Raw genomic sequence first — 25,707 nt, forward strand, 5'->3', positions numbered from 1 at the left:
ATGATTGAAAAAGAGACTAAATTAAAAGGTTGTTTTGTGCTTGAGCCCAAAGTTTTTGAAGATAGCAGGGGTTATTTTTTTGAAAGCTTTAATCAAAATACGTTTAATAGATTAATAGGCAACACCGTCAATTTTATTCAAGATAACGAGTCTTTTTCGAAAAAAGGAGTACTTAGGGGGTTGCACTATCAAACTGGGGATCACGCGCAAGCAAAACTAGTAAGAGTTATAAAGGGAAAAGTGCTAGATGTTGCCGTAGACATACGAAAAAATTCTGAAACATTTGGGCAATACATTTCAATAGAATTATCAGAAGAAAATAAAAAACAACTTTTTATACCTCGTGGTTTTGCCCATGGTTTTATTGTTTTAAGCAACACGGCTATTTTTTCTTACAAATGCGATAATTTTTACAATAAACAGTCAGAAGGAGGCATTATATTTAATGATAAATATTTAAACATTGATTGGATTTTGAATGAAAAGGAGTTTGTAATTTCTGAAAAGGATTTACAATTACCAGTTTTAAAAAATGCTAGATTATGAGAACTGTTTTAGTAACTGGAAGTAACGGACAATTAGGGAATTGTATAAAAGATATTGAGAGCAATAATCTAAATATAATATACACAGATTATTTAGAATTAGACATTAGTGATTTAGACAAAGTAAAATCTTTTTTTAAGTCACATGGTCCAATAGATTATTGTGTTAATTGTGCCGCATACACGGCTGTAGATAATGCTGAGAAAGAACCAGAAAAGGCTTATCAAATTAATGCTTTAGGCCCTAAAAATTTGGCATTAACTTGCGAATTGAACAGCACAGTGTTAATTCAAGTTTCAACTGATTTTGTTTTTGATGGAGAGAAAACCGAACCTTATAAAGAAACCGATTTGCCTAATCCGCTAAGTGTATATGGTAAAACCAAATGGAAAGGTGAAAATTTTATTCAACAAATTTGCTCAAAGCACATAATTATAAGAACATCTTGGTTATACTCTCCGTTTGGAAACAATTTTGTAAAAACCATGTTGCGCTTAGCAGAAACCAACATGAAATTGAATATTGTAAATGATCAAATAGGAACCCCCACAAATGCTTATGATTTAGCAGGTGTTATTTTACATATAATTGGTAAAGACAGTTACATGCAAAAAAATGGTGAATCAATTCCTTTTTATGGAACATATCATTACAGTAATGAAGGTATATGCAGTTGGTTTGATTTTGCAAAAAAAATATTTGAAATTAATAACATTAAAATTGAGCTACAGCCAATTCCAACTATAAATTACCCTACACCTGCAAAGCGTCCCCATTATAGTGTTTTAGATAAAGCAAAGATAAAAAGGACTTTTGGGCTTGAGATTAAAAATTGGGAAGAAACTCTGAAAAAATATTAGAACTATTAGAAACCATATATTTTGTAATATTATACTTAGAAGTTCGATTAAAAATTTTAAAGGAAAGTCTTTTGCAATAGCTATAAACAATATTACTTTTGGGTTTTTTGAAGAGTTTTTTTCAACCCAATATTTTTTTAGATCAAAAAAAGTATTATAATAAATAACCCAATACAAACATGTCTTTAACTTTTGCAATGCTATAATAAATGATTTTTATATGCAACGCTTATTATTCTTTATTCTGTCCACAAGATATAAATAGTAGTTTTTGCCATAATTATTAATAAATTTAAATAGAGACTTCGCTCCTTTATTATGTTAAAAAAAATTCTACAAGATGAAGATACAATAAGATATGTTTTATCCAAAGGAGGAATTACTTTCTTTTTTAGGATGATAGCTATGGTATTTAGTTTTTTAACCATGTGGTTTATAACCAACTTTTATGGAGAAACTGTATTTGGAAGATATTCAGTAGCATTAACAGTTTTACAAATTACAACTATGGTTTTTGCTCTTGGATTACCACATGCCTTTGTTAGTTTTACTGGAGAATTTAATTGTGAACAAAAAACAATAGGGTTTTTGTTTAAAAATTTAAAAATAGCAGTATCCTCAGCACTAATACCATCGGTTTTGTATTTTGTTTTTGCCGAGGATATTGCAGATTATTTTTTCAACAAAGCAACATTAATTCCTTATTTTAAAATACTTTCTTTAAGTGTGGTTTTTTTGATTTTACATGAAATAATTTGTTATTACTTTATGTCTTTAAAAAAGTTTGTTACTTATGGGTTATTCTTTTTTATAGCACCTAATGTATTGTTTATTCTTTTTTTGATGCTTTTCAAGAAGTTAAACCTTGAATCTTATTTCACCTTTTTAGCATATACATTGTCTATGTTTATAACGGCAGTTATTGGGTTATTTGTTATATTTTTTAGAAAAAGGAGAATTGAACACCCACCAATTTCTACCAAGGTTATTTTAAATAAATCTTTGCCAATGATGATGAGTGGTGTATTTTTAGTTTTACTTAATTGGACAGATATATTGATGCTTGCAAAATTCCAAACAGAGAGTCAAATAGGCATTTATAATGTTTCTTTTAAAATAGGGTCTTTGGCACTTTTTTTTGTGGTATCTATGAATGTGGTTATAACACCTAAAGTTTCAGAATTATTTTTTAAGAATGATTTTAACGAAATGAAGAAAGTAGTTAATAGGGCAACTCAAATTATTATTTTACTAACAATCCCATTAGCTTTAACTCTAATTTTTTTCAGCAATTTTATACTTTCATTTTTTGGAACAGTATCTATTTCAGGGAGCACAACTTTAACCCTCATTACTCTAGGCGCATTGTTTAATGCTATGACAGGGAATGTTGACCAAATTTTAAATATGACTAATAATCAAAAATTAGTTAGAAATATATTTATAATAGGTTTTATAGTAAATGTTATTTTAAATGTTATTTTAATTCCAAACTATGGAATAGTTGGTGCAGCAGCTTCAAGTTTAATAACAAATGTTATAATAAACAGTATTTTTGTTGTAATTATTAAGAAAAAATTGGGATTTTATACTTTTATGTAATTCCAATAGCCCCTAAAGAGAATGGATATAGAACTTTCGGTTATAATAGTAAATTACAATGGAGTTTCATTTTTTAAAAAATGTTTTGATTCTTTAAAAGAGAATCTTTCCGGCGTCTCATTTGAAATTATTGTTGTAGATAATAATTCTACAGACAACAGTTGTGATTTTTTGAGGATTAATTTCCCAGAAGTTAAGTTGATAGCAAGTGGAGAAAATTTAGGATTTGGTAGAGGCAATAATTTAGGCGTAGAGAACGCACAAGGAAAAACAATTTTATTACTAAATAACGACACCATTATTCAAAATCATTTATCCCCTGCACTTAAAACGCTATATAAAAATGATGAAACTGGAATTGTCTCAATTAATATGCTTAATGCCAACAAAGAATATATTTCTGCAGTAGGGAGATTTCCGTCACCTTTCAAATTATTAAAAATTTCCTTTTTAAACGACACTAGAAACGAGTTTAAAACAGGTAAATTTAATTTAATCCAGTATGATGTTGATTGGGTTTCTGGTGCTTTTATGCTCATTAGAAAAGCAGATTATGAAGCTATAAATGGTTTTGATGCCGATTATTTTATGTATGTAGAAGATGTTGATTTATGTAGGAAAATGAAAAATATTGGAAAGAAATGTGTGTTTCAAGCCAATTTAAGTTATATTCATTTTGTGGGTTTTAATAAATCAAGAGAAAATCTATTGTTAAAAGGCTACAAAATTTATGCTTCTAAACATTTTTCTAAAACAGGGTGTTTAATTGCAAAAAGTATGATTTCAGTAAATAGATTTGTTAAGGGAATAAAATACAAAAAGAAATAAAATATTTTTGTGTTCTTTTAATACAAGTAAATAATTTATGTTAGAAGTACAATGTTTAATAATGGCAGACAATATTAAATTGTAAATATGAAAATGAAAATAGGAATAGACGCAAAGTGGTTTTTTGAAGGCCCTCCAAGTGGCAAGGTTGTTGTAAGGAATATTGTTAAAGAGTTGTTGGCGCAAAATAAAAAGGATACTTTTTATTTATTTCTAAATAAATCAGATAAAAACAGAGAATTTCCTTTTTTAGACAAAAATGTTCATTTAATATATTTGAGAAAAATAAATAATGCAATAAGTAATGTACTACTTCTTCCAATTTATTCTAGAAAATTGAAATTAGACATAGTACTGTACCAAAATTTCTCAAGTCCATTTGCTCAAAGTAGGAGTATTAATTATATTCATGATGTTTTGTTTTTGGACTACCCTGAGTATTATACATTTAAAGAAAGATTGTATTTGTGGCCAATTAAATACCTTTCTAAATTTTCCAACCATATCATTACAATATCTGAGAGCGAAAAAAAAAGAATTATTAAGCATAATCTTTTAAAAGAAAAAAATATTTCTGTTGTTTATCATGGTGTTAATAAAGGATGTGGAAACCAAAACTCAAAAGATATTAATGGGGAGTTTCGTCAAAAATACGATCTACCTGAAAAATTTGTATTGTATCTTGGAAGGTTGAATTCTAGGAAAAATATTGCAACCCTTTTGAAAGCTATAAGTCATTTAAATGATATTTCTTTAGTTATTGCAGGTAAAGAAGACCTTGAAATGTTGAATTTAAAAAAGTTGATTGTAAATCTTAAACTTGAGAAGAGAATTATATTTACAGGTTACATTTCAGACAATGATATCTCAAAGCTTTATTCTTTAGCACATATATTCTGTTTTCCTTCTTTTGCAGAGGGATTCGGATTACCTCCATTAGAATCAATGGCATCAGGAACTCCTGTAATTGTTTCAAATACAACTTCATTACCAGAAATATGTGCAAATGCAGCTTTATATGTTAGCCCTAATGATAGTTTAGAATTAGCCTATCAGATTAATAGATTACTTACAGATGAGAAGCTATATTACAATTTAGTGAAACTTGGTGTAGAAAGAGCAAAAGAGTTTGATTGGGCAGTTACAGCAGAACAAATAAATGAGATATTTAATTTTGTGTTAAACAATGAAAATAGATAGATTAATTTCAAAATTAAAAGGAGATAGTAATTATAAAATTGAATCAGAATATTCTAATGTAGAATTGATGAAGGTTATTTACTATAGATTTTTCCAAGTTGTAAGGGGGACTTTCTCAAAACTTTTATTTATAAAAACAAATGGCTTATTCTTTAAGGGTAGAAATGTTAAAATTAGACAAAGTCAATTAATTACTGCTGGCAAAAATTTAATTTTAGGAGACAATGTCTTTTTAGACGCACTTTCAGTAAATGGAATAAAATTTGGCAATAATGTATCTATTGAAAGAAACTCAATAATTGTCTGCACTGGTGTTATTGCAAAAAAGGGAATAGGAGTGATTATTGGAAATAATACAGGAATAAACGCCAATGCTTTTATCGGAGGACAAGGTGGAGTTTATATTGGGAACCATGTTATTATTGGTCCAGGAGTAATGATATTTTCTGAAAACCATAAATTTGAAGGTTCAGGGTTTTTAAATCAACAAGGGGAAACTAGAATAGGAGTTCATATTAATGATAATTGTTGGATAGGAAGTGGCTCTAAAATTTTAGATGGAGTTTGTCTAGGAAGCAGAACAGTTGTTGCGGCAGGAGCGGTTGTTACAAAAAGTTTTGATGGCAACTGCCTCATTGGAGGAGTGCCAGCAAAAATATTAAAGAAAATATAAAATCAATTTTATAAATTAACATAACAATCAATATTTAATCTTGCAAAGAATTATATACAAAATCATATTTTTTTTACTTGTTTTTTTTCAAACATTATTTCCTCAGTTGGAATTTGTAATTGCGTCTTCACTATTTTGCTTGTTTCTTTTATTCGTAGAACAAAAGCTGTTATTATCTGTCACCTTGCTAAATGTAATTCTTGTTTTAAGTATGATATTTATTTTGGGTATTGTTATAGGAATCTTTCATAATCATACTTATTATGATATAATAAGAGATATAACTCATTTCTCAAAGCCTATAATTGTAATTATAACAGGGTATTTGTTAGCTCAAAAAATTAATAGCTCTAAATTTATTATTAAAACAATAATCTATACAGCATCTTTAATGGCAATTAGTCATCTGTACAAGATATTTTTTGGCGATTTAAATGCCATTTCCGTGTCGGAAATAAGAAGAGTAGGAGGTGCAGATAGTTTTATTGAGCTTTTTGCACTTATATTGTTTTTTTTCCAAAAGCGATATAATTATTTCAAAGTTTTTAATTCAAAGACAGCATCAAGGTTCATGTTTCTATTAATTTTAATTTCTTCGTTCCTATATTTTTCTAGAACGATGATTTTAGGTTTTTTTATATTGTATATTTCTTTAATGGGATATACAAAACTTACCGAAAAGGCTATTAAGTATATTACCCTATTTTTAATAATTTTTGGAGTTTTTTATTCTTATTTATTTACTCTGGAATTGGACTCAGAAAGCCCGGGGATTCAAAATTTATTTTATAAAATACGAAATGCGCCAGCTGAAGTTTTTAGTTCACCAAAGAGTTATAATCCGCGAGACCATAAAGAAATTTTTGATCATTGGAGAGCTTACGAAGCAGGAATGGCTTTAGAGCAAATGGAATACAATATACTTAATTATGTATGGGGAAAAGGTTTTGGGGCTTTAATAGATTTAAAATTTAAAGCACCAATTGGTGGTGAAAACGGTTTAAGGTATATACCGCATTTGCATAATGGATATGTTTATATTTTTTTTAAAACAGGAATTTTAGGGTTGTTCTTGTATTTGTTTATGCTATTAAGTTTATATAGACAAGTTTATATTTCGGCTAACAACGATAATCATACTATCTTATTAAGGCTAATATCTGGTACGGCTTTGTACTTCATTTTTACAAGTTTAGTAATAACAGGTATTTATAACCTGCAGGATATTTCCGTCTTGATTTTAGGGATATTTTTATACCTAGCTAGAAAAGAATCTAACACTGTAACCGTATAGTATGTTTACTAGAATTAAAATAAACGAAAGCGATCTGAATAAAACACAAATTGTACTGTTAAGCATTTCAATGGTAGGGTTGTTATTACCTATCAATATTAGTAGCTTTTTGTTAATAGTTTTTGTTGTTTTTTCAATAATTAAACAGATTTTTTACCACAAAACAGCTAAGTCTTTTAATTTGATTGCGTTATTGTTCAGTGGCTTTTACTTGTTTTATGTGGCGAGCCTTTTTTATTCAAACAATATTCATATAGCTTTTAGGTTACTGGAAAGAAATATAAGTTGGTTTATTTTACCAGTTATTTTCTCTTTAGGAATTCATTCTACTAAAGAAGAACGATTTAAAACTTTAATTCCATTTGCTATTGCAACACAGTTGTTCGCTTTATTTTTCTTGGTTGTAGCTTTATTTAATTTTTTACAAACGGGAAAAGCTGAAAATTTTTATTATACTGAGTTAACATCTATTTTAGATTTTCATCCAGTATATTTTTCACTTTATTTACTTTTTTCACTTAGTATTTTCGTTTACGGTTATTTTGAAAAACAAAAAAACATTCCTGTTTCCTTAATGATAGGATTATTTCTTTTTGATATTTTAATGCTCATCTTACTTTCATCAAAAAACATTTTATTTGTTTCTATTCTTATTTTTTTAATAACATTAATTAAAAACTATAAAAACCAAAAATGGTTGTTGGTGTTATTTAGTTTATCCATTCTTTTTTTATTAAGGTTCACAACCACCAAAGAGAGAATTCAAGAATCATTATTTTCAAAATGGGAACTATTGTCAAAAGATAAATTTTTGTACAACGATCCTTTTACAGGGGCAACACTGCGGTTGATTACTTGGAAATTTGTGCTTTTAGAAATGAAAAACAACAATTATTTAATTGGGACAGGATCTGGTGATAGCCAAGAATTAATAGATGATGTTTATAAGAAACATAAAATGGACGATGCAGGATATTTAGGATTAAACATGCACAATCAGTTTTTAGAGTTTTTTGTTAGTTTTGGGGTAATTGGGCTACTATATTTCCTAATCATTTTATTTGTCTGTTTTAAAAAAGCAATAAAACAAAATGATTATTTATATCTAATTTTTTTATTTTCCTTCTCGTTCATGTCTTTAACTGAGTCAAATTTAAAGCTGCATAGAGGTATTGTTTTTTTTGTACTATTAAATTCATTAATGTATTTTTCAAAATATAAAAAGGTATAGTTTACGTTACATATAAATTTTAGGAATGTTAAAAAACAAAAAAATAGCCGTTATAGGAACAGTAGGTATTCCGGCAAAATATGGTGGTTTTGAAACACTAGTTGAAAATCTAGTCGATAATTTAGGAGGAGGGTTTGATTTTACAGTTTATTGCAGCAAAAAAAGCTATGATACATATCCTAAGAAGCACATAAACGCAAAGCTTGTTTATTTACCTTTTAAAGCAAATGGGATATCTAGTATTTTATACGATGTTTTATCCGTCTTACATTCGCTTTTGTATGCAGATGTGATACTTGTATTAGGTGTAAGTGGAGCTTTTGTATTACCTTTTGTTAAGCTTTTAACTAAAAAAAAAATAATAACAAATATAGATGGGTTAGAGTGGAAAAGAGATAAATGGGGAAGTCTTGCCAAAAAATATTTAAAAAAACAAGAAGAAATTGCCGTTAAATATAGTCATCATGTTGTTGTAGATAATGAAGGTATTCGGGAACATGTTACATTTTCATATTCAAAAAGCAGCCATTTAATTTCATATGGTGGTGATCATGTTTTTAATGTAGGCCTAAAGCAGGAAACAATAGATAAATACAATTTGCCCAAAACGTTTGCTTTTAAGGTTTGTAGAATTGAACCTGAAAATAATATCCATTTGATTTTAGAAGCATTTTCAGAATCTAAAACAAATCTTGTTATTGTTGGCAATTGGAATAATAATGAATACGGGAAAAACTTAAAAAAAAACTACAACAAAAAGAATATTCACTTATTGGACCCAATCTACAACCAAGATCAGCTAAATGAAATTAGGAGCAATTGTTTTTTGTATATTCATGGTCATAGTGCAGGGGGAACAAACCCTTCATTAGTTGAAGCTATGTGCCTTGGGCTGCCAATATTAGCTTTCAATGTTTCATATAATAAGTTTACTACGCACAACGAAGCCTTATATTTTCAAAACAAAGAAGAACTAGTGGCTAATTTGAAATTAATTTCCGAAAACCCTAATATACTTAAGTATAATTCAACTAAAATGAAAGAGATTTCATTAAAAGAGTATAAATGGCATATTATAAGCGATAAATATAAAAAACTCTTTGTTTAGTTTTTAATCAAAAGGAATTCTACAATAATATAATTAATTTAATACTTTTGAAGAATCTAACAATTAACTTGTGGAATTTTATTATCCAATACTTTATTTTTTCGGAGCCTACTTAATAACGCTCCTCACAATACCAAAGATTATTGCTTTGGTAGAGTACAAAAAGTTAATGGATAAGCCTAATAGTAGAAGTTCCCATACAAAACAAACACCTACATTAGGAGGCGTATCTTTTTTCTACACGTTAATATTAGCTCTTTTTTTTCTAAGGGTATGGTGTGATAATGAAGAGTCTATCTATTTTGTTCCTGGATTAACTATACTTTTTATTGTTGGCTTAAAAGACGATTTAGTTGTTCTTTCTCCATATTCCAAATTAGCCGCACAGTTAGTTTCAATTCTATTTATATTAAGTAACGAAGGGTTTACTATATATTCATTAAATGGATTTTTTGGCATTTATGAAATACCCCTTTATGTATATTACTTAATAGGGGCATTTATTATGTTAACAGTTATAAACGCCTATAATTTAATAGACGGTATTGATGGGTTGGCGGCAATTGTTGGTATTGTCATACTTATAATTTACGCAACTATATTTTTTATGACAAAAGAATACTTTTTTCTTTTGATTAGTTTAACGTTAAATGGATGCTTGATTGCATTTTTAAAATATAATTTATCAAGTACAAAAGAGAAAATTTTCATGGGAGATACAGGGTCTTTAATAGTAGGATTTATTATTAGCATCCTGACTCTTAAGTTTTTAGCATTGTCACCTGAAAAATATGATAGCTTACCTTTTTTAATAGAGAATATTCCGTTAATTGCTATTAGTATATTAATTGTTCCATTATTCGATACAGCAAGGGTTTTTACAATTAGAATAGTAAGAAAGAGAAGCCCATTTTCAGCCGACAGAAATCATACGCACCATATATTAATCGATTATTTTAAAATGTCCCACAGAAAAGCAAGTTTGATAATTGGAGGCTTTAATTTAATTTTTGTTTATCTATTTATAATTTTAGGAAGTTCATCTTATAATTTTTGGTTATCAACTACTTTAGCAGTAACGGTTATAATTCTTGGTTATTTATTTTATAGTTTTGACTATAGTTTTGCAAACCTCAGAAGAAAAATTCGCTTTAAAAGAAAAGTAAACAAGGTTAAAGAAAAAGGGAAAAATATAATTGGAAAAAAGAATAAATGAAAATATCAGTAATAGGAACAGGATATGTGGGTTTGGTAACGGGCACATGTTTAGCTGAAACAGGAAATGAAGTGCTTTGTGTAGACATAGATGAAAACAAAGTAAAAAGAATGCAAAAAGGGAAAGTACCTATCTATGAGCCTCATTTAGATATATTGTTTGAAAGGAATATTAAAGCAAATAGATTAAACTTTACTACATCTCTTAAAGAAGGTTTGGATCATGGCGATATTATTTTTCTAGCATTGCCTACACCAGAAGATGAAGATGGTTCTGCCGATTTAAAATATGTTTTAGGTGTATCAGAAGACATAGGGAAGCTTATTGAAAGTTATAAAGTCATTGTTGATAAAAGTACCGTGCCAGTTGGTACTGCCGATAAGGTAATAGAGGTCATTTCAAAAAATGCTAAAGTAGATTTTGATGTAGTTTCAAACCCAGAATTTTTAAGGGAAGGTTTTGCTGTTGACGATTTTTTAAAACCCGAGCGTATTGTAATAGGTTCTAGCTCTGAAAGAGCTACAGAATTAATGATGAAGCTTTACAAGCCATTTGTTAGGTCGGGAAATCCTATCATAATTATGGATGAAAAATCTGCCGAATTAACAAAATATGCTGCAAATGCATTTTTAGCAACCAAAATTACATTCATGAATGAAATTGCCAATTTTTGCGAAATTGTTGGCGCAGATGTAGATAAAGTTAGAGCAGGTATGGGAACTGATTCTAGAATTGGAAAACGATTTTTATTTCCTGGTATTGGTTATGGCGGGTCATGTTTTCCAAAAGATGTTAAGGCACTTCATAAATCAGGCAAAGATTCAAATTATGATTTTGGTATTTTGAATGCTGTTATTAAAGCAAATGATTTTCAAAAGAAAATTTTAATACCTAGAATTAAGGCATTTTTCAATAATGATTTGAAAGGAAAAACCTTTGCTATATGGGGATTGGCATTTAAACCGGAAACTGATGATATTAGAGAAGCACCTGCATTGTATATTATAAATGAATTACTAGAACAAGGAGCAATAATAAAAGTTTTTGATCCTGAAGCCATGCCAAATGTAAAAAAAGAGTTTGGAGATAGAATAGAATATACTTTAAATAAAGATGATGCAACGATAGGTGCGGATGCATTGATTATTTGTACTGAATGGAGTATGTTTAGAACGCCTAACTTTGAAAAGTTAAAGTCAAACTTAAAACATTCTGTAATTTTTGATGGTCGAAATTTATATGACCTAGAAGAAATAAAGAACGAAGGTTTTTATTACAGTTCAATAGGAAGAAAAACAGTAGAGCTATGAAGAAAGTATTAATTACAGGAGCTGCAGGCTTCTTAGGTTCTCATTTAAGCGATCGTTTTATTAAAGAAGGATATAAAGTTATCGGAATGGATAATTTTATAACAGGGGATAAGAAAAACATTGCACACTTACTACAAAATCCAAATTTTGAGTTTATAGAACATGATGTAACGGAGTATATCAAAATAGATGGAGATTTAGATTATATTTTACATTTCGCATCACCAGCAAGCCCTATAGATTATTTGAAAATTCCAATCCAAACTTTAAAAGTTGGTTCATTGGGGACACATAATCTACTAGGACTCGCAAAAGCAAAAAAAGCAAGGATACTTATTGCATCTACTTCTGAAATATATGGAGACCCTTTGGTACATCCCCAAACAGAGGATTATTATGGCAATGTAAATACTATAGGGCCAAGAGGTGTGTACGATGAGGCCAAACGTTTTCAAGAATCTATTACCATGGCATACCATAGGTTTCATGGTGTTGAAACACGAATAGTGCGTATTTTTAATACCTATGGGCCAAGAATGAGACTAAACGACGGGCGAGTTATTCCTGCTTTCATGGGGCAAGCGCTTAGAGGAGAAGACTTAACAGTTTTTGGCGATGGTTCTCAAACACGTTCATTCTGCTATGTAGATGACGAAGTTGAAGGGATATATAGATTGTTACTCAGTGATTATGCTGAACCTGTAAACATTGGAAATCCTCACGAAATAACCATTAAAGATTTTGCTGAAGAGATTATAAAGTTAACAGGAACTACTCAAAAAATAATATATAAAGATTTACCAGTAAACGACCCAATGCAAAGACAACCCGATATAACCTTGGCAAAAAGGCTATTGGGCTGGGAACCAAAAGTGAGTAGAGAAGAGGGTATGAAAATAACCTATGATTATTTTAAGGGATTAACCGAAGATGAACTTTATAAAAGTGAGCATAAAGATTTCTCCAGTTACATAAATAAATAATTGGCTTATGGAGTATAAACGCGGTAGATATTCATGGCTATTAAGACCTCTGTTAATTGTATATGATCTATTAGTTATAAATATCTTTGCGTTTTATTTTTTAAACTTAAATGATGAAAATCTGTATTTTTTTTCATCAGATATACTAAACAATAAAAATTTATTATATGCACTATATTCTACCATTTTGTGGTTGTCCTCAAGCTTTATATTAAATTTTTATAAAGTTTATAGATATACTTCTGCCTTAAATATTTTATCTCTATTAGTTAAGCAATTTTTGGTATATGCGGTCATTGTTTATGCTTTTTTAGGGGTTTTTAGAAGTGTAAAAATACCGGCATTTGTTACTTTAAACTATTTACTTTATGTATTTGCAGCAATAGCATTAATTAAATTAGTTAGTTTTTTTGCTTTAAAAACCTTTCGGACATTTTTAAAAGGAAATTTAAGAAACGTAATTATTGTTGGTAGTGGTGAAAGTACGGAAGAGCTTAAAGAATTTTTTGTAAACCGGAATGAACTGGGTTATAATTTAATAGGTGTCTTTACTAATTCTGAATCTAAAAACATTACAGGAACAATATCCGATAGTTTTGATTTTTTAGAAAAAAATCAAAACATAGATGAAATATATTGTGCAATTGATGAACTTTCAGAAAAAGAAGTAAATGAATATGTAAAGTATGCTAACATAAATCATTGTAATATTAAGTTTGTACCAAATACTTCTAAACTCTTTACAAAAAGACTTCGTACAGATTATTATACCTACATTCCAGTGCTATCTATTCAGGAAGGTGTATTGAATAATGATTTTAATAAAGTTGTTAAACGTAGTTTCGATGTAATGTTTTCATTAGCCATACTCATTTTTGTTTTATCATGGCTTTCAATAATCTTGTTCATTTTAATCAAGTTAGAATCTAAAGGGCCATTGTTTTATAGACACAAGAGAAATGGAATTAACTATAAAGAGTTTTATTGTTATAAATTTAGATCATTAACAACAACAAAAGAAGTTAAAGGTACCTACGTTAAGCAAGATGATAGTAGGGTTACCAGCATTGGTAAATTTTTGCGAAAAACAAGTATAGACGAGTTGCCTCAATTTATTAACGTTTTAAAGGGAGATATGAGTGTGGTTGGACCTAGACCACATATGCTTTCTTATACTGATGAATATTCTAAAGTAATTGACAAGTACAATTTCATATACAGGCATCATGTAAAACCAGGTATAACAGGACTAGCTCAAATAAAAGGTTTTAGAGGAGAAATAGAAACCGACAAAGACATCATCAACAGAGTAAAGTACGATATTTTTTATATTGAAAACTGGTCGTTATTATTAGATATAAAAATTATCATCCAAACATCGTTCAATATATTTAAAGGCGAAGAAAAAGCATATTAACAATCGTTGAAACCGTTAGTTTCCATAATAACTCCCATGTTCAATTCTGAAGCTTATATTTCAGAAACCATTAACAGTGTTATTAGTCAAACGTATGCAAATTGGGAAATGTTTTTAATAGATGACTGTTCAACAGACAAAACATTACAAATTATTACTCCATTTACTAACCAATATCCAAACATAAAACTCCTTAAGAACAACACCAATTTAGGCGCCGCCATTTCGAGAAATAGAGGTATTGAAGCATCGAAAGGAAAATACATAACATTCTTAGATGCTGATGATTTATGGAAACCCCAAAAGCTTCAAATTCAAATAAAGTTTATGGAAACCAATAATTGCGATGTTTCTTATAGCAGTTATGAACAAATAGATGAAACAGGTAAACCGTTGAATGAACTAATAAAAGCGTTGCCTGAACTCTCCTATCAAAAATATTTAAAAAGTAATTACATAGGTAACTTAACAGGCATGTACAATGCTGAGGTTTTGGGCAAAATAAAGGTTCCTAATCTGCAAAAACGTCAAGATTGGGCATTGTGGTTGTTGGCTATTAAAAAGTCTGGAAAACCCGCCAAAGGCATTCAAGAATCGCTGGCGTATTATCGGGTTAGAAAAGATTCGATGTCTTCAAACAAAATCAATCTCCTTAAGCATAATTATTTGGTTTATAGAAAAGGCTTGGGGTTTTCAACTTTAAAATCTGTTTTCTATATGTTGGTGTTTTTATATGAACACTTTTTTGTAAAATCAAAACTGGTTGTTTCTATAAATACGATTTAAATTGTTTTAATTTACCTCTAGCAGAACGCTCTAAAGCTGTTTTTCTTTCAAAAAGAACCGTTAAATTCGGCTCTAAATATTTAGTAATAACATTTTTAATAGTGATTAATTTTTCTTCGGAAAGTTCATAACCACTTGAATAGCTTATTTTAAACGTATCAAGTTTTAGCTGCTCAATAATAAATTCTTTTACGTTGCCACCATCTTCAATCACGGTTTTTGTAACGTAATAAAAGGTTAAACCAGCTGATTTTTTTCCACTAGGCAACTTAACAATATCATTTGTTCTGCCAACTAAAGTTTCCAAAATGGGTTTATTTGGCGTACTTTCTTTTGAAAGTTTACCAATATCTCCCAAATCGTATCGAATAAACGGATGTGCTTTATTGTAAAATGAAGTAATAACCACTCGACCTTCTTCACCATAAGGCAAAACCCGATTGTTTTCATCTAAAATTTCAACATACAAATCTTCGGTATTTACAATCCACTCATTTTTGGTGTTTTGAAACGCGATTAATCCCAATTCGGCAGCGCCATATTCATTTATAATTGGGATACCCAATTGTGTTTCTAAAAGAATTTTATCTTCTTCAAAAAGCATTTCAGAAGTAACAATGCAGGCTTTTAAAGTGGGGCACATGGTGTTTAGAACCATGTTGTTTCGTTGTAAATATTTGGCAAATTGAACAATGGAACTGGTATAGCCATTAATGTAATCGAACTTGATATTTTTAAATATGTTCAGGTTCTTTTCAAGTTGGGCATCACCCAAATCAAAGACGGAGAAGCGATAACGCTTGCTTAAAAAATCTTTAAACCGTTCTTTATAGTAGCCAGTTTTATTTAAAGGAATACCATAAAAACGTGCTTGTTTCGAGGTGTTAAAATCCAAATCAAACCAATTATATCTGTCAACAAAACCTGCCCAAGTTAGTGCATGGCAGAATTTATCTTTGGCAAAAATAAATGGGTCGCCAGATGAACCAGAGGTTTTATTAATGTAAACATTTTTTTTAGAAAAACCATCCGAAAGTCGCTCGCTTAAAGGTTGTTGCAATTGTCGTTTGGTCATTACGGGAATGCTGCTCCAATCTAACGGATTAACATCTTTTGCAAACCTTCTATAAAATGGATTGTGCTCTAAATGAAATGAAACAATGTCTTGTTTTTTTGTTTCAATATGAATTTTTAACTCGGAGTCATCTATCTTATGAATAGAACCCAAAAGATTTTTGGCTTTTTCAATAGGAAAACCATTAAATTTTAATGAAAGATTGAACAAATTCAAGTTAAAGGATATTTTTTGGTAAAGTAAATAAAAAATATTCGTGAATTTCGTAGCATTAATTTTATTTTTGCATTCGAAAAATCACTTTTAATGCGTTGCATTAAAAAACATTAATTTGTCATTCCCATAAAAATGGGAATCTAAAAAAACAATACAATGAATATTCTAATTCTTGGTTCTGGCGGAAGAGAACATACTTTCGCTTGGAAAATTGCTCAAAGTCCTTTATGTAACAACTTATTTGTGGCTCCTGGAAACTCTGGTACAGCAAACGTAGCTACTAATGTTAACATTGGCGTGAATGATTTTGATGCTATTAAAGAATTGGTTTTAAAAGAACTCATTGATATGGTTGTAGTAGGGCCAGAAGACCCATTGGTAAACGGCGTACACGACTATTTTTTAAATGATGATGCTATTAACCACGTAAAGGTGATTGGACCACAAAAAGAAGCCGCAACTTTAGAAGGCAGTAAAGAGTTTGCTAAAGAGTTTTTATACCGACACAACATTCCAACGGCAGCTTATGAAAGTTTCACGAAAGATACTGTTGAAAAGGGCTTTGCTTTTTTAGAAACGTTGAAGCCGCCATATGTATTGAAAGCAGATGGATTAGCAGCAGGAAAAGGTGTTGTTATTTTAAATGATTTAGATGAAGCTAAAGCCGAATTAAAAAGCATGTTGGTCGATTCTAAATTTGGTCAAGCCAGTACCAAAGTGGTTATTGAAGAGTTTTTGGATGGTATCGAGTTAAGCTGTTTTGTATTAACCGATGGTAAAAATTATAAAATACTACCAACAGCAAAAGATTACAAGCGTATTGGTGAAGGCGATACCGGTTTAAATACAGGCGGTATGGGTGCGGTATCTCCAGTGCCATTTGCAACCGATGAATTTCTTGCTAAAATTGAAGACCGCATAGTAAAACCAACCATTAACGGGTTTAAAAAAGACAATCTACCTTATGTTGGTTTTGTGTTTATCGGATTGATTAAAGTAGGGAACGACCCAAAAGTTATTGAATACAACGTACGTATGGGCGACCCAGAAACTGAGGTGGTTTTACCAAGATTGAAAAATGATTTCGTTGAAATTCTTCAAGCGATGGGTAACGGTACATTAGATAAAATTAATATTGAAATTGATGAACGTGCTGCAACAACCATTATGTTAGTATCTGGTGGTTATCCTGAAGATTATGAAAAAGGTATGGAAATTACAGGAATCAACGCTATCGAAGATTCTATTCCTTTTCATGCTGGAGCACAATTGAAAGATGGTAAAGTGGTAACTACTGGTGGTCGTGTAATAGCGATAACATCTTACGGGAATACGTACCAAGAAGCCATAAAAAAATCTTACCAAAGTATAGAAAAACTACATTTTGATAAGATGAATTATCGTAAGGATATCGGATTCGATTTATAGAAATGAGTGCGAAGAAATGCTTTTGTCTTCTTCGTTATTATCATTATATGTTTTAAGTTGCTTCATCCAATAAACCATAGCGGCAAACCCGATGATAACAAAAATCCAAGAAACGGCGCTTGCGGCAAACCAATTTTCAAGTTCTAATGCTCTTAAGGCATCCATAGGTTTGAACAATAAGTTTACAAATAAATCTTGTATAGCGTAAAAGAAATCTTTCATGTCGTTATAATTATTGGTTTCTAACCAGTTTTAGTTAGTATATTTACGAAGCAAAAATACAAAAACAGTTAATGATAACAAGCATTTTTAATAAATCTAAGCCAATAAATTTTATCATTGTTCTTATCATTACCGTTTTAGCTTTTATAACAGCTAGAACAAACATGGTAATGGAGCCAATAACAACTGTTTTGGTTTTTAAACAAGTTACTATATTTCTTATTTGTGTTCTTACCATTTTGGTGTTTAATTTTATTATTACCAAAAACAGTTTAACCCAAAGCAATAGCTACGAAATTTTATTGTTTAGTTTGTTTTTATTAACGTTGGAGCAAACCACGAGCAATACAAACATTCTATTATCAAATCTTTTTGTGCTGTTAGGATTAAGGAAAATAATGAGTTTGCGTTCTCAAAAGAATATTAAAAGTAAACTTTTTGATGCGGCTTTATACATTTCCATTGCTTCGTTACTCTATTTTTGGGCAATTCTATTTTTTATTGCCATACCTTTTAGTTTGATTTTTTATTCAGATAATAACATCAGGCATTGGATCATACCATTTGTAGGTGTAGCAACTGTTTTTATTATTGCGGTGGGAGTTTCGGTGCTTGCTTATGATAATTTTTATGAAATTTTCAAATCATCGCGAGAGGTTAGTTATGATTTCAGTCCGTATAATTCCACAAAATTTTTAGTGGGTATTACCATGTTGTTTTCTTTTGGTTTATGGTCTTCCGTCTTTTATTTACAGAGTATAAAAAAGAAGAAAAAAGGACTAAGAGCCTCTTTTAAAATTGTTATTATAGCAGTTATTATTGCATTTGTTTTGGTGCTGCTTGCGCCAGAAAAAAACGGAAGCGAGTTCCTGTATTTGTTTGCGCCCTTAGCGGTTATTATTACTAATTATATTGAAATTGTTGAAGATAAATGGTTTAAGGAAGTGTTTCTGGCCCTTTTAATCCTCATACCATTTTTGTTGTTAATGTTGTAGCTTATCTCCAAAAGCCAAATCGCCCGCATCACCTAAACCAGGAACAATATAGCCTTTGTCATTTAAAGTTTCATCAATAGTTGCAATCCATAAATGTGTTGAGGCATTAAAATGCTTTTCAATATAATTTACGCCTTCTTGAGCTCCAATAACACTTACCAAATGGATTTCTTTAGGTGTTCCAAAAGGTTTTAAAGCTTCAAAAGTTGCTACCATTGATTGTCCGGTGGCCAACATAGGGTCTGCCAAAATAAGCGTTTTCCCTTCTAGGTTTGGACAAGCTAAATATTCAACAATAATCTCAAAGCTTTCCGTGTTGTGTTTGTGGTGTCTATATGCCGAAATAAAGGCATTATCGGCACTATCAAAATAATTAAGCAGGCCATTATGTAGTGGTATACCGGCTCTCAAAACGGAACATAAAACAACATCGTTTTCTAATGAATTATTAGGTGAAGTTCCTAAAGGCGTTGTAACAGTTGAAGGTTTATAACTTAAAACTTTGCTCATTTCATAACCTAAAATTTCACCAATGCGTTCAATATTTCTTCTAAAACGCATACGATCTTTTTGAATAGAAATATTTCTAATTTCAGAAATAAAGGTGTTCAATATTGAATTTTGTTCAGATAAGTTATGAATTTGCATAAGTTTCAATCTTTCATTTTGAATGATAAAGTTAATTATTTAGACTTATATTTACACTTTTAAAATTAATGCATCATGTTTACAAGTAAAGCCAACAAAATTTTTCAAGATGTTATTGAAAAATACCATGTTATAAATACGGTAGATCAACCATTTGAAAATCCATACCCTGAAAGCAGTTTAATTGAACATTTATTATACAGAAAGTGTTGGATTGATACCGTACAATGGCATTACGAAGACATTATTCGCGACCCACAAATAGATCCGGTTGTGGCTTTAACTTTGAAACGAAAAATAGATGCTTCCAACCAAGATAGAACCGATATGGTTGAGTACATTGATAGCTATTTTCTAGAAAAATACAAGCATGTAATTTCTAAAGAGAATGCAACAATCAATACTGAAAGTCCTGCTTGGGGTGTAGATAGGTTGTCTATTTTAGCCCTGAAAATCTATCATATGAATGAAGAAGCAACACGTGTTGATGCTACCGACTCACACCGTGAAACATGCCAAAGAAAGCTTGATATTTTGTTAGAGCAACGTATTGATTTATCTACAGCCATTGATACACTTTTAAGCGATATTGAAAAAGGCGATAAATACATGAAAGTGTACAAGCAAATGAAAATGTATAATGATGATGAGCTTAACCCTGTTTTAAGAGGGCAGAAATAAATGTTTGTCATCTTGAACTTGTTTCAGGATCTCATCAATTGAAGTTGAGATGCAAAAAAAAATAAACCATATCCTTGTAATTCGTCTATCCGCTATGGGCGATGTGGCTATGACGGTTCCTGTTTTAAAAGCTTTTACAGAACAATACCCAGAAGTTAAACTAACTATTTTAACAAGGGCGTTTTTTCTGCCTTTTTTCAGAGATTTACCAAATGTTTCAGTGTACTCAGCTAATTTTAAAGCGAAACACAAAGGTATTTTAGGGCTTTATAAGCTTTCAAAAGAATTGAGGGATTTAAAAATTGATGCTGTTGCCGATTTACACAATGTATTACGAAGTAAAATTTTAAAATCTTTTTTAATCGGAATAAAAACGATTCAGATTGATAAAGGAAGAGCCGAAAAAAAAGCATTGGTTTCAGGTGAAAATTTTCAGCAATTGGAAACCACGCATCAACGTTATGCCGATGTTTTTGAAGCTTTAGGTTTTAAACTGGATTTATCTAATCCAAAATTCCCTAGTAAAAGTGATTTAAGCGATAAAGAGAAATCTTTAATAGGCGGCAGTTCAAACAAATTAATAGGAATTGCTCCTTTTGCAGCGCACGAGGGTAAAATGTATCCTTTAGACTTGATGAAAGCTGTTGTAGAAACGCTTTCAAAAGATTATAAAGTGATTTTATTTGGAGGTGGACAAAAAGAAATAGCCGTTTTAAACGAATTTGAAGCTGCTTTTAAAAATATTGTTAATGTTGCAGGTAAATTATCTTTAGATGAAGAATTAGACGTAATATCTAATTTAGACATTATGCTTTCTATGGACTCTGGAAATGCGCATTTGGCAGCTATGTTAGGTATAAAAGTAGTAACTATTTGGGGTGTAACCCATCCGTTTGCTGGTTTTGCACCGTTTAGTCAACCAGAAGATTACTTGCTACTTTCAGATAGAAATCAATTTCCAAAAATCCCAACCTCGGTTTACGGTAATAAATACCCCGAAACTTACAAAGAAGCTTCTCGAAGCATTTCTCCTGAAATTGTTATTAAAAAAATTAAGGCAATTATTTAAGTAGTTTGTCATTCCTGCGCATGCAGGAATCTACTTTATAGTATGCAGCTTAGTTGGAAAACCTAAAAGCGTAGCGTTCTAAAAAATTAAATAGTCTAAAAATCTATGATAGTAATTTATATTCAATTTATAAGATTCCTGCCTTCGCAGGAATGACAGTTAAACATCATCATAATCCACCACAATAGTTGGCGTAGTAGGATGTGCTTGACATGTAAGAATTAAGCCTTCAGCAACTTCACTTTCCGTTAGAATGTTGTTTTGGCGCATGGTTACTTCACCTTCTTTCAATCGTGCCAAACAACTGCTGCAAATACCGCCTTGGCAAGAATAAGGCGCATCAATATCTTCATCTAAAGCAGCTTCAAGAACCGTTTGTTTTTGTGACATTTCAAAAGTGGTGGTTTCATCGTCAACGGTTACGGTTACGGTTGTTTTACCCGATGGCGCCGATTTTTCTTCAATCTCAACAGCTTTGGCCGCTTTAAAAAGCTCAAAATGAATGCGGTCTGATTCAATGCCATTATCGGTTAAAACGTCTTTTACAACATGAATCATGGCTTCAGGTCCACATAGGTAAAAGGCATCCACTTCCACATGTTTGTGTTTATTTAGCATCACATAATTAACGGTGCTTTTTTCAATGCGACCAAATATGGAATCGTCTTTGTCTTGTTGACTAAATACAAACTGAATAGAAAATCGGTCTTTATATTCATGCTGAAGCTCTAAAAGTTCGTTTAAAAACATCGTGTCTTCGGTCGATTTGTTTCCATAAACCAAAATAACCTTGCTATAAACTTCTTCTTCTAAAGCACATTTTATAATGCTTAAAATTGGCGTAATACCACTTCCAGCTGCAAATGCTGCTATGTTTTTGGTTTTAGAATCGTTGGGTTCAAAAATAAAACGTCCTTTTGGTGGCGCTACCTCTAATTCATCGCCAATTTTCAACTCATTATTCGCATAGGCGGAAAATGTACCATCCTTAACCTCTTTTACTGCTACTTGAAGTTCGCCACTTTTAGGCGATGCACATATAGAATAATCGCGTCTTACTTCATTACCGTTAAGATTAGTTTTTAAGGTAATGTATTGGCCCGCTTTAAAAGCAAACGTGTCTTTTAACGTTTCGGGAATATTAAAAGCAATGCTTATGGCTTTATTGGCTTCTTTTTTTATACTTTTAATTGAGAGTTTGTGGAATGATGACATGTGTAAATTTTTGACAAAAATAATGAAGCTGTTACATTTTAATACATAAATTACTAAAAAATATATACATAAATACCCTATGCATAAGAAATTTATGTATATATTTGAACATATATGGGAAATTCAAATTTATATAAAGGCAGTTTAGTAACCATCATTTTAAAGCTTTTAAACGAGCATGATAAAATGTATGGTTATGAGATTACCCAAAAGGCAAAAGAACTTACTAAGGGCGATCTTAACATAACTGAAGGCGCGTTATATCCATCTTTGCATAAATTGGAGGCAGATGGATTTTTGGATGTTGAAGTGGTAAAAATAGGTAATAGAACGCGTAAATATTATAAGTTAACCGAAGCTGGCACTAGAGAAACAGTAAATAAGCTCGCTCAATTAGAAAATTATATTAGAAACATGAGGGCTTTGGTAAACCCTAAATTCCGTTTTGAATAATGAAAAAATTGACTAGTTTGGAAATAGAACATCTCTACACTTTTACGAGAAAACATTTTGTGGAATTTTATGATGTGCAAACCGAATTGGTAGACCATTTAGCGAATGGGATTGAAGCACAATGGGAAGAAAACTCGGGTTTAGAGTTTGAAAAAGCTTTAGAAAAAGAATTTAAAAAATTTGGTGTTTTTGGGTTTTCAGAAATTGTGGAGCAAAAAATGCATGCTTTAGAAAAATATTATAGAAAAGAAGTTTGGAATTGCTTGAAGGAATATTTTAAACTACCTAAAATCATATTAACATCTTTTAGTATTTGGGCTTTATTTACCATACTTAATCTAATTGAAAACAAAGATAGTATAGCACTGCTTTTAATGTTTGGAGTTCTATCTTTTTATATTTCTTTTATATTTAAAGAATCAAAACGGATAAAAGAAGCTCAAAAAGTAACAGGAAAAAAATGGCTTTTTGAAAGTGTAGTTTTACAGTTTGGCGGATTACTACAATTATTAAATATAGGCTTATATATGCCTATTATAAATGATGATAATCAATGGGGTGCATTAGCCCTATGGTCATTTTCTACATGTTTGGTATTGTATGTTTTGTGGTTCTTTGTTTCTGTAAAAGTAGTTTCACCTAGTTTAAAAAGCAAATTTTCAAAAGAACACCCTGAATATAAACTTTCATAAAAAAGTGTAACAATTTAAAATTTATTACTACTTATAAAATAACTACTTTAACTATTAAAATTAATAAAATGAAAAAAATCCTATTTGTATCTATATTTATGGTTGCTATGGCAACTCAAGCTCAAGAAAATGCTGACTTTAAAACAGAAACCGTTGAATTTTTGAAACTAACAGGAGCAGGAAAAGCATTTGAAAGCGCTATTGATCAAATTGGATACAATGTTCCTGAAGCTAATAAAGAAGTTTACACTAAAGAAGCCATGGGAACTTTGGATGCTTTATATGCTAAAATGGCCGATTTATATATGTCTGAATTCACTCAAAGTGAAATAAAAGAGTTGATTGTGTTTTATCATACCGATTTAGGAAAAAAATTGGCAGAAAAACAATTGAGCTTAACCCAAAAAGGAATGAGTTTTGGACAGACTTGGGGCATGGAAGTTAGCCAAATTGCCCAAAAATATACCGAGTAATTATATGGTAAAACACTTTTTAAGTTTAGAATGGAAATCATTTTTTAGGTCTGCTAGTTTTGGTAAAGGCATTGCCATAAAAATATTTATGGGGCTTTTGTCTTTGTACTTTATTGTTATGTTTTTTGGAACAGGACTTCTGTTGTACTATGGGCTTAAAAAAGCATCCCCAGAAACCGACCCACTTACTATTGTAAATGGGTTTTTGTTTTACTGGGTTATAGCCGATTTGGTTTTTAGGTTTTTCTTTCAAAAACTGCCGGTTATGGTTGTAAAACCATTACTAATCATACCAATTAAAAGAAGTAAGATTGTAAATTACGTATTAGGAAAATCGGCAATTTCATTTTTTAATTTTCTACCACTTTTCACTATCATTCCATTTGGTATTACGCTTATGGTAAATGGATATCCAATATTATCGGTATTAAGTTGGATGTTTGCTTTAATTCTAATAACCTTAATAATTAATTTTTTAAATTTTATTATTGAAAGTCTTTCTTCAGAAATAGAATTGTCTTTCCTGCCAATTATTGGCCTTTCAGGCGGGTTGTTTGCACTTAATTATTTCAACATTATTTCTTTTTCCCGACTATTTTCTAATGGTATTGATGCTATTTACAAATCGCCAATCTTTATTGTAATTCCACTTTTTATTTTAATGTTGTTGTATGTAATTAACTTTAAACTATTAAGAAATAAGCTGTATTTAGATAGTGGTTTAAAAGAAAAAGTAAAGGAAATTGAAACATCCAATTTAGATTGGACCAAAAATTTTGGTGCCATTGCGCCTTTTATGCAGTTAGATTTAAAACTCATTTGGCGTAACAAGCGCACCAAATCATCTGTTTGGATGGTGTTAATTGGGTTGTTATACGGTTTGTTTTTCTATCCGCAGCCAACCTATCAAGGCATGCCGTGGTTTTTTACCTTTATAGGTGTTTTTTCAACGGGTATTTTTTTAATTAACTTCGGTCAGTTTATACCGGCTTGGGATAGCGGATACTACAAACTGCTTATGAGCCAAAATATAAAATACGAGCAATATTTACAATCTAAATTCACGCTCATGGCATTAAGTGTAGCTATTTTATTTGTTTTAGGCATTCCATACGTGTTTTTTGGTTGGAAAATTTTATTGGCGCATTTTGTAGCAGCTATTTACAACATTGGGGTGAATACCCATGTTATTTTGTATGGTGGTTCTTTCAACAGAAAAAAGATAGATTTAAGTCAAAAAGCAGCATTCAATTACCAAGGTACAGGTGCCGTACAATGGCTTATTGGTATTCCGTTGTTAATCATTCCAATGGGCATATTTGCTTTGTTCTATTTCCTAATTGGGTTTGAATTGGCTTGTTCGGTTTTAGCAATTTTAGGTATTCTAGGGATTGTGTTCCATCAAAAACTAATGAAAGGCATAACAGCAAAATATATACAGTCAAAATACACTATGATTGAGGCATTCAATCAAAACAACTAACGC

The 25,707-nt window shown here is 30.5% G+C and carries 26 protein-coding genes; 22 read left to right on the forward strand and 4 right to left on the reverse strand.

From position 1 onward, the window contains the following. From rfbC to ACGK9U_RS02175, 14 genes are all read left to right on the forward strand, one after another. Nucleotides 1-546 carry a dTDP-4-dehydrorhamnose 3,5-epimerase gene (gene rfbC, locus ACGK9U_RS02110; protein WP_394464709.1) on the forward strand — a complete coding sequence of 182 codons (546 nt, stop codon included), beginning with the start codon at nt 1-3 and terminating at the stop codon, nt 544-546. Beyond that, the gene (gene rfbD / locus ACGK9U_RS02115; RefSeq protein ID WP_394464710.1) at nt 543-1,406 is read left to right on the forward strand and encodes a dTDP-4-dehydrorhamnose reductase; all 864 of its coding nucleotides are present in this window, start codon (nt 543-545) and stop codon (nt 1,404-1,406) included. Before rfbC ends, rfbD begins: the two co-directional genes overlap by 4 nt. A gap of 318 nt (nt 1,407-1,724) precedes the next feature. Further along, entirely contained in the window at nt 1,725-3,008 is a 1,284-nt protein-coding gene (locus tag ACGK9U_RS02120; RefSeq protein ID WP_394464711.1) for a flippase, read from the forward strand. Nucleotides 3,009-3,029: 21 nt separating this feature from the next. Further along, a complete protein-coding gene (locus ACGK9U_RS02125) occupies nt 3,030-3,836 on the forward strand; it encodes a glycosyltransferase family 2 protein (protein ID WP_394464712.1) in 807 nt (268 codons plus the stop codon). 93 nt (nt 3,837-3,929) lie between these two features. After that, complete coding sequence (locus ACGK9U_RS02130) at nt 3,930-5,036, forward strand: glycosyltransferase family 4 protein (RefSeq protein ID WP_394464713.1); 1,107 nt, start codon at nt 3,930-3,932, stop codon at nt 5,034-5,036. Further along, on the forward strand, nt 5,023-5,709 hold the full coding sequence (locus tag ACGK9U_RS02135; protein ID WP_394464714.1) for an acyltransferase: 687 nt from the start codon (nt 5,023-5,025) through the stop codon (nt 5,707-5,709). Before ACGK9U_RS02130 ends, ACGK9U_RS02135 begins: the two co-directional genes overlap by 14 nt. 40 nt (nt 5,710-5,749) lie before the next feature. Beyond that, on the forward strand, nt 5,750-7,003 hold the full coding sequence (locus ACGK9U_RS02140) for an O-antigen ligase family protein (RefSeq protein ID WP_394464715.1): 1,254 nt from the start codon (nt 5,750-5,752) through the stop codon (nt 7,001-7,003). A 1-nt stretch (nt 7,004) separates the two neighbouring features. Next, nucleotides 7,005-8,234 (forward strand): O-antigen ligase family protein, encoded by a 1,230-nt coding sequence (locus ACGK9U_RS02145; protein ID WP_394464716.1) that lies wholly within the window; start codon nt 7,005-7,007, stop codon nt 8,232-8,234. Between the two features lie 25 nt (nt 8,235-8,259). Next, the gene (locus tag ACGK9U_RS02150; RefSeq protein WP_394464717.1) at nt 8,260-9,342 is read left to right on the forward strand and encodes a DUF1972 domain-containing protein; all 1,083 of its coding nucleotides are present in this window, start codon (nt 8,260-8,262) and stop codon (nt 9,340-9,342) included. 169 nt (nt 9,343-9,511) lie between these two features. Next, nucleotides 9,512-10,558, forward strand: coding sequence for an MraY family glycosyltransferase (locus ACGK9U_RS02155; protein WP_394464718.1), 1,047 nt, complete (start codon nt 9,512-9,514; stop codon nt 10,556-10,558). Further along, nucleotides 10,555-11,868: a UDP-glucose dehydrogenase family protein gene (locus ACGK9U_RS02160; protein WP_394464719.1), complete on the forward strand. Its 1,314-nt coding sequence runs from the start codon at nt 10,555-10,557 to the stop codon at nt 11,866-11,868. Before ACGK9U_RS02155 ends, ACGK9U_RS02160 begins: the two co-directional genes overlap by 4 nt. Next, on the forward strand, nt 11,865-12,851 hold the full coding sequence (locus tag ACGK9U_RS02165) for a UDP-glucuronic acid decarboxylase family protein (protein ID WP_394464720.1): 987 nt from the start codon (nt 11,865-11,867) through the stop codon (nt 12,849-12,851). Before ACGK9U_RS02160 ends, ACGK9U_RS02165 begins: the two co-directional genes overlap by 4 nt. 7 nt (nt 12,852-12,858) lie before the next feature. Next, entirely contained in the window at nt 12,859-14,268 is a 1,410-nt protein-coding gene (locus ACGK9U_RS02170) for an exopolysaccharide biosynthesis polyprenyl glycosylphosphotransferase (RefSeq protein WP_394464721.1), read from the forward strand. Between the two features lie 6 nt (nt 14,269-14,274). Beyond that, the gene (locus ACGK9U_RS02175) at nt 14,275-15,054 is read left to right on the forward strand and encodes a glycosyltransferase family 2 protein (protein WP_394464722.1); all 780 of its coding nucleotides are present in this window, start codon (nt 14,275-14,277) and stop codon (nt 15,052-15,054) included. Here the strand turns inward: ACGK9U_RS02175 and ACGK9U_RS02180 are convergent. Then, complete coding sequence (locus ACGK9U_RS02180; protein ID WP_394464723.1) at nt 15,038-16,345, reverse strand: phenylacetate--CoA ligase family protein; 1,308 nt, start codon at nt 16,343-16,345, stop codon at nt 15,038-15,040. The genes ACGK9U_RS02175 and ACGK9U_RS02180 overlap by 17 nt on opposite strands. Before the next feature lie 156 nt (nt 16,346-16,501). On the opposite strand from ACGK9U_RS02180, the gene purD reads away from it, so the two are divergent. Further along, nucleotides 16,502-17,773 (forward strand): phosphoribosylamine--glycine ligase, encoded by a 1,272-nt coding sequence (gene purD, locus ACGK9U_RS02185; protein WP_394464724.1) that lies wholly within the window; start codon nt 16,502-16,504, stop codon nt 17,771-17,773. On the opposite strand, the gene ACGK9U_RS02190 is transcribed toward purD, so the two are convergent. Then, nucleotides 17,768-17,995 carry a uracil phosphoribosyltransferase gene (locus ACGK9U_RS02190; protein ID WP_394464725.1) on the reverse strand — a complete coding sequence of 76 codons (228 nt, stop codon included), beginning with the start codon at nt 17,993-17,995 and terminating at the stop codon, nt 17,768-17,770. The genes purD and ACGK9U_RS02190 overlap by 6 nt on opposite strands. 71 nt (nt 17,996-18,066) lie before the next feature. On the opposite strand from ACGK9U_RS02190, the gene ACGK9U_RS02195 reads away from it, so the two are divergent. Then, nucleotides 18,067-18,990: a DUF6427 family protein gene (locus ACGK9U_RS02195; RefSeq protein WP_394464726.1), complete on the forward strand. Its 924-nt coding sequence runs from the start codon at nt 18,067-18,069 to the stop codon at nt 18,988-18,990. Here the strand turns inward: ACGK9U_RS02195 and upp are convergent. Beyond that, nucleotides 18,979-19,638: a uracil phosphoribosyltransferase gene (gene upp / locus ACGK9U_RS02200; RefSeq protein WP_394464727.1), complete on the reverse strand. Its 660-nt coding sequence runs from the start codon at nt 19,636-19,638 to the stop codon at nt 18,979-18,981. The two genes, ACGK9U_RS02195 and upp, sit on opposite strands and share 12 nt — an antisense overlap. Before the next feature lie 75 nt (nt 19,639-19,713). Here upp and ACGK9U_RS02205 point away from each other — a divergent pair, with 75 nt between their 5' ends. After that, entirely contained in the window at nt 19,714-20,319 is a 606-nt protein-coding gene (locus tag ACGK9U_RS02205) for a DUF4254 domain-containing protein (protein WP_394464728.1), read from the forward strand. 49 nt (nt 20,320-20,368) lie between these two features. After that, entirely contained in the window at nt 20,369-21,388 is a 1,020-nt protein-coding gene (locus ACGK9U_RS02210; RefSeq protein ID WP_394464729.1) for a glycosyltransferase family 9 protein, read from the forward strand. A gap of 159 nt (nt 21,389-21,547) precedes the next feature. On the opposite strand, the gene ACGK9U_RS02215 is transcribed toward ACGK9U_RS02210, so the two are convergent. Beyond that, complete coding sequence (locus ACGK9U_RS02215; RefSeq protein WP_394464730.1) at nt 21,548-22,603, reverse strand: 2Fe-2S iron-sulfur cluster-binding protein; 1,056 nt, start codon at nt 22,601-22,603, stop codon at nt 21,548-21,550. Nucleotides 22,604-22,717: 114 nt separating this feature from the next. Between ACGK9U_RS02215 and ACGK9U_RS02220 the strand changes: the two genes are divergently transcribed. The 4 genes from ACGK9U_RS02220 to ACGK9U_RS02235 all read left to right on the forward strand — a co-directional run bounded on the left by ACGK9U_RS02220 (nt 22,718) and on the right by ACGK9U_RS02235 (nt 25,704). Next, nucleotides 22,718-23,056 carry a PadR family transcriptional regulator gene (locus tag ACGK9U_RS02220; protein ID WP_394464731.1) on the forward strand — a complete coding sequence of 113 codons (339 nt, stop codon included), beginning with the start codon at nt 22,718-22,720 and terminating at the stop codon, nt 23,054-23,056. Continuing rightward, nucleotides 23,056-23,748 carry a hypothetical protein gene (locus ACGK9U_RS02225; protein WP_394464732.1) on the forward strand — a complete coding sequence of 231 codons (693 nt, stop codon included), beginning with the start codon at nt 23,056-23,058 and terminating at the stop codon, nt 23,746-23,748. The genes ACGK9U_RS02220 and ACGK9U_RS02225 overlap by 1 nt, the downstream gene beginning before the upstream one ends. A 68-nt stretch (nt 23,749-23,816) precedes the next feature. Further along, nucleotides 23,817-24,221: a DUF2059 domain-containing protein gene (locus ACGK9U_RS02230; RefSeq protein WP_394464733.1), complete on the forward strand. Its 405-nt coding sequence runs from the start codon at nt 23,817-23,819 to the stop codon at nt 24,219-24,221. 4 nt (nt 24,222-24,225) lie between these two features. Continuing rightward, nucleotides 24,226-25,704, forward strand: coding sequence for a DUF5687 family protein (locus tag ACGK9U_RS02235; RefSeq protein WP_394464734.1), 1,479 nt, complete (start codon nt 24,226-24,228; stop codon nt 25,702-25,704). Nucleotides 25,705-25,707 lie beyond the last annotated feature (3 nt).

Source organism: Mariniflexile sp. HNIBRBA6329 (genome assembly GCF_043558645.1).
In the GTDB taxonomy this organism is placed as follows: Bacteria; Bacteroidota; Bacteroidia; order Flavobacteriales; family Flavobacteriaceae; genus Mariniflexile.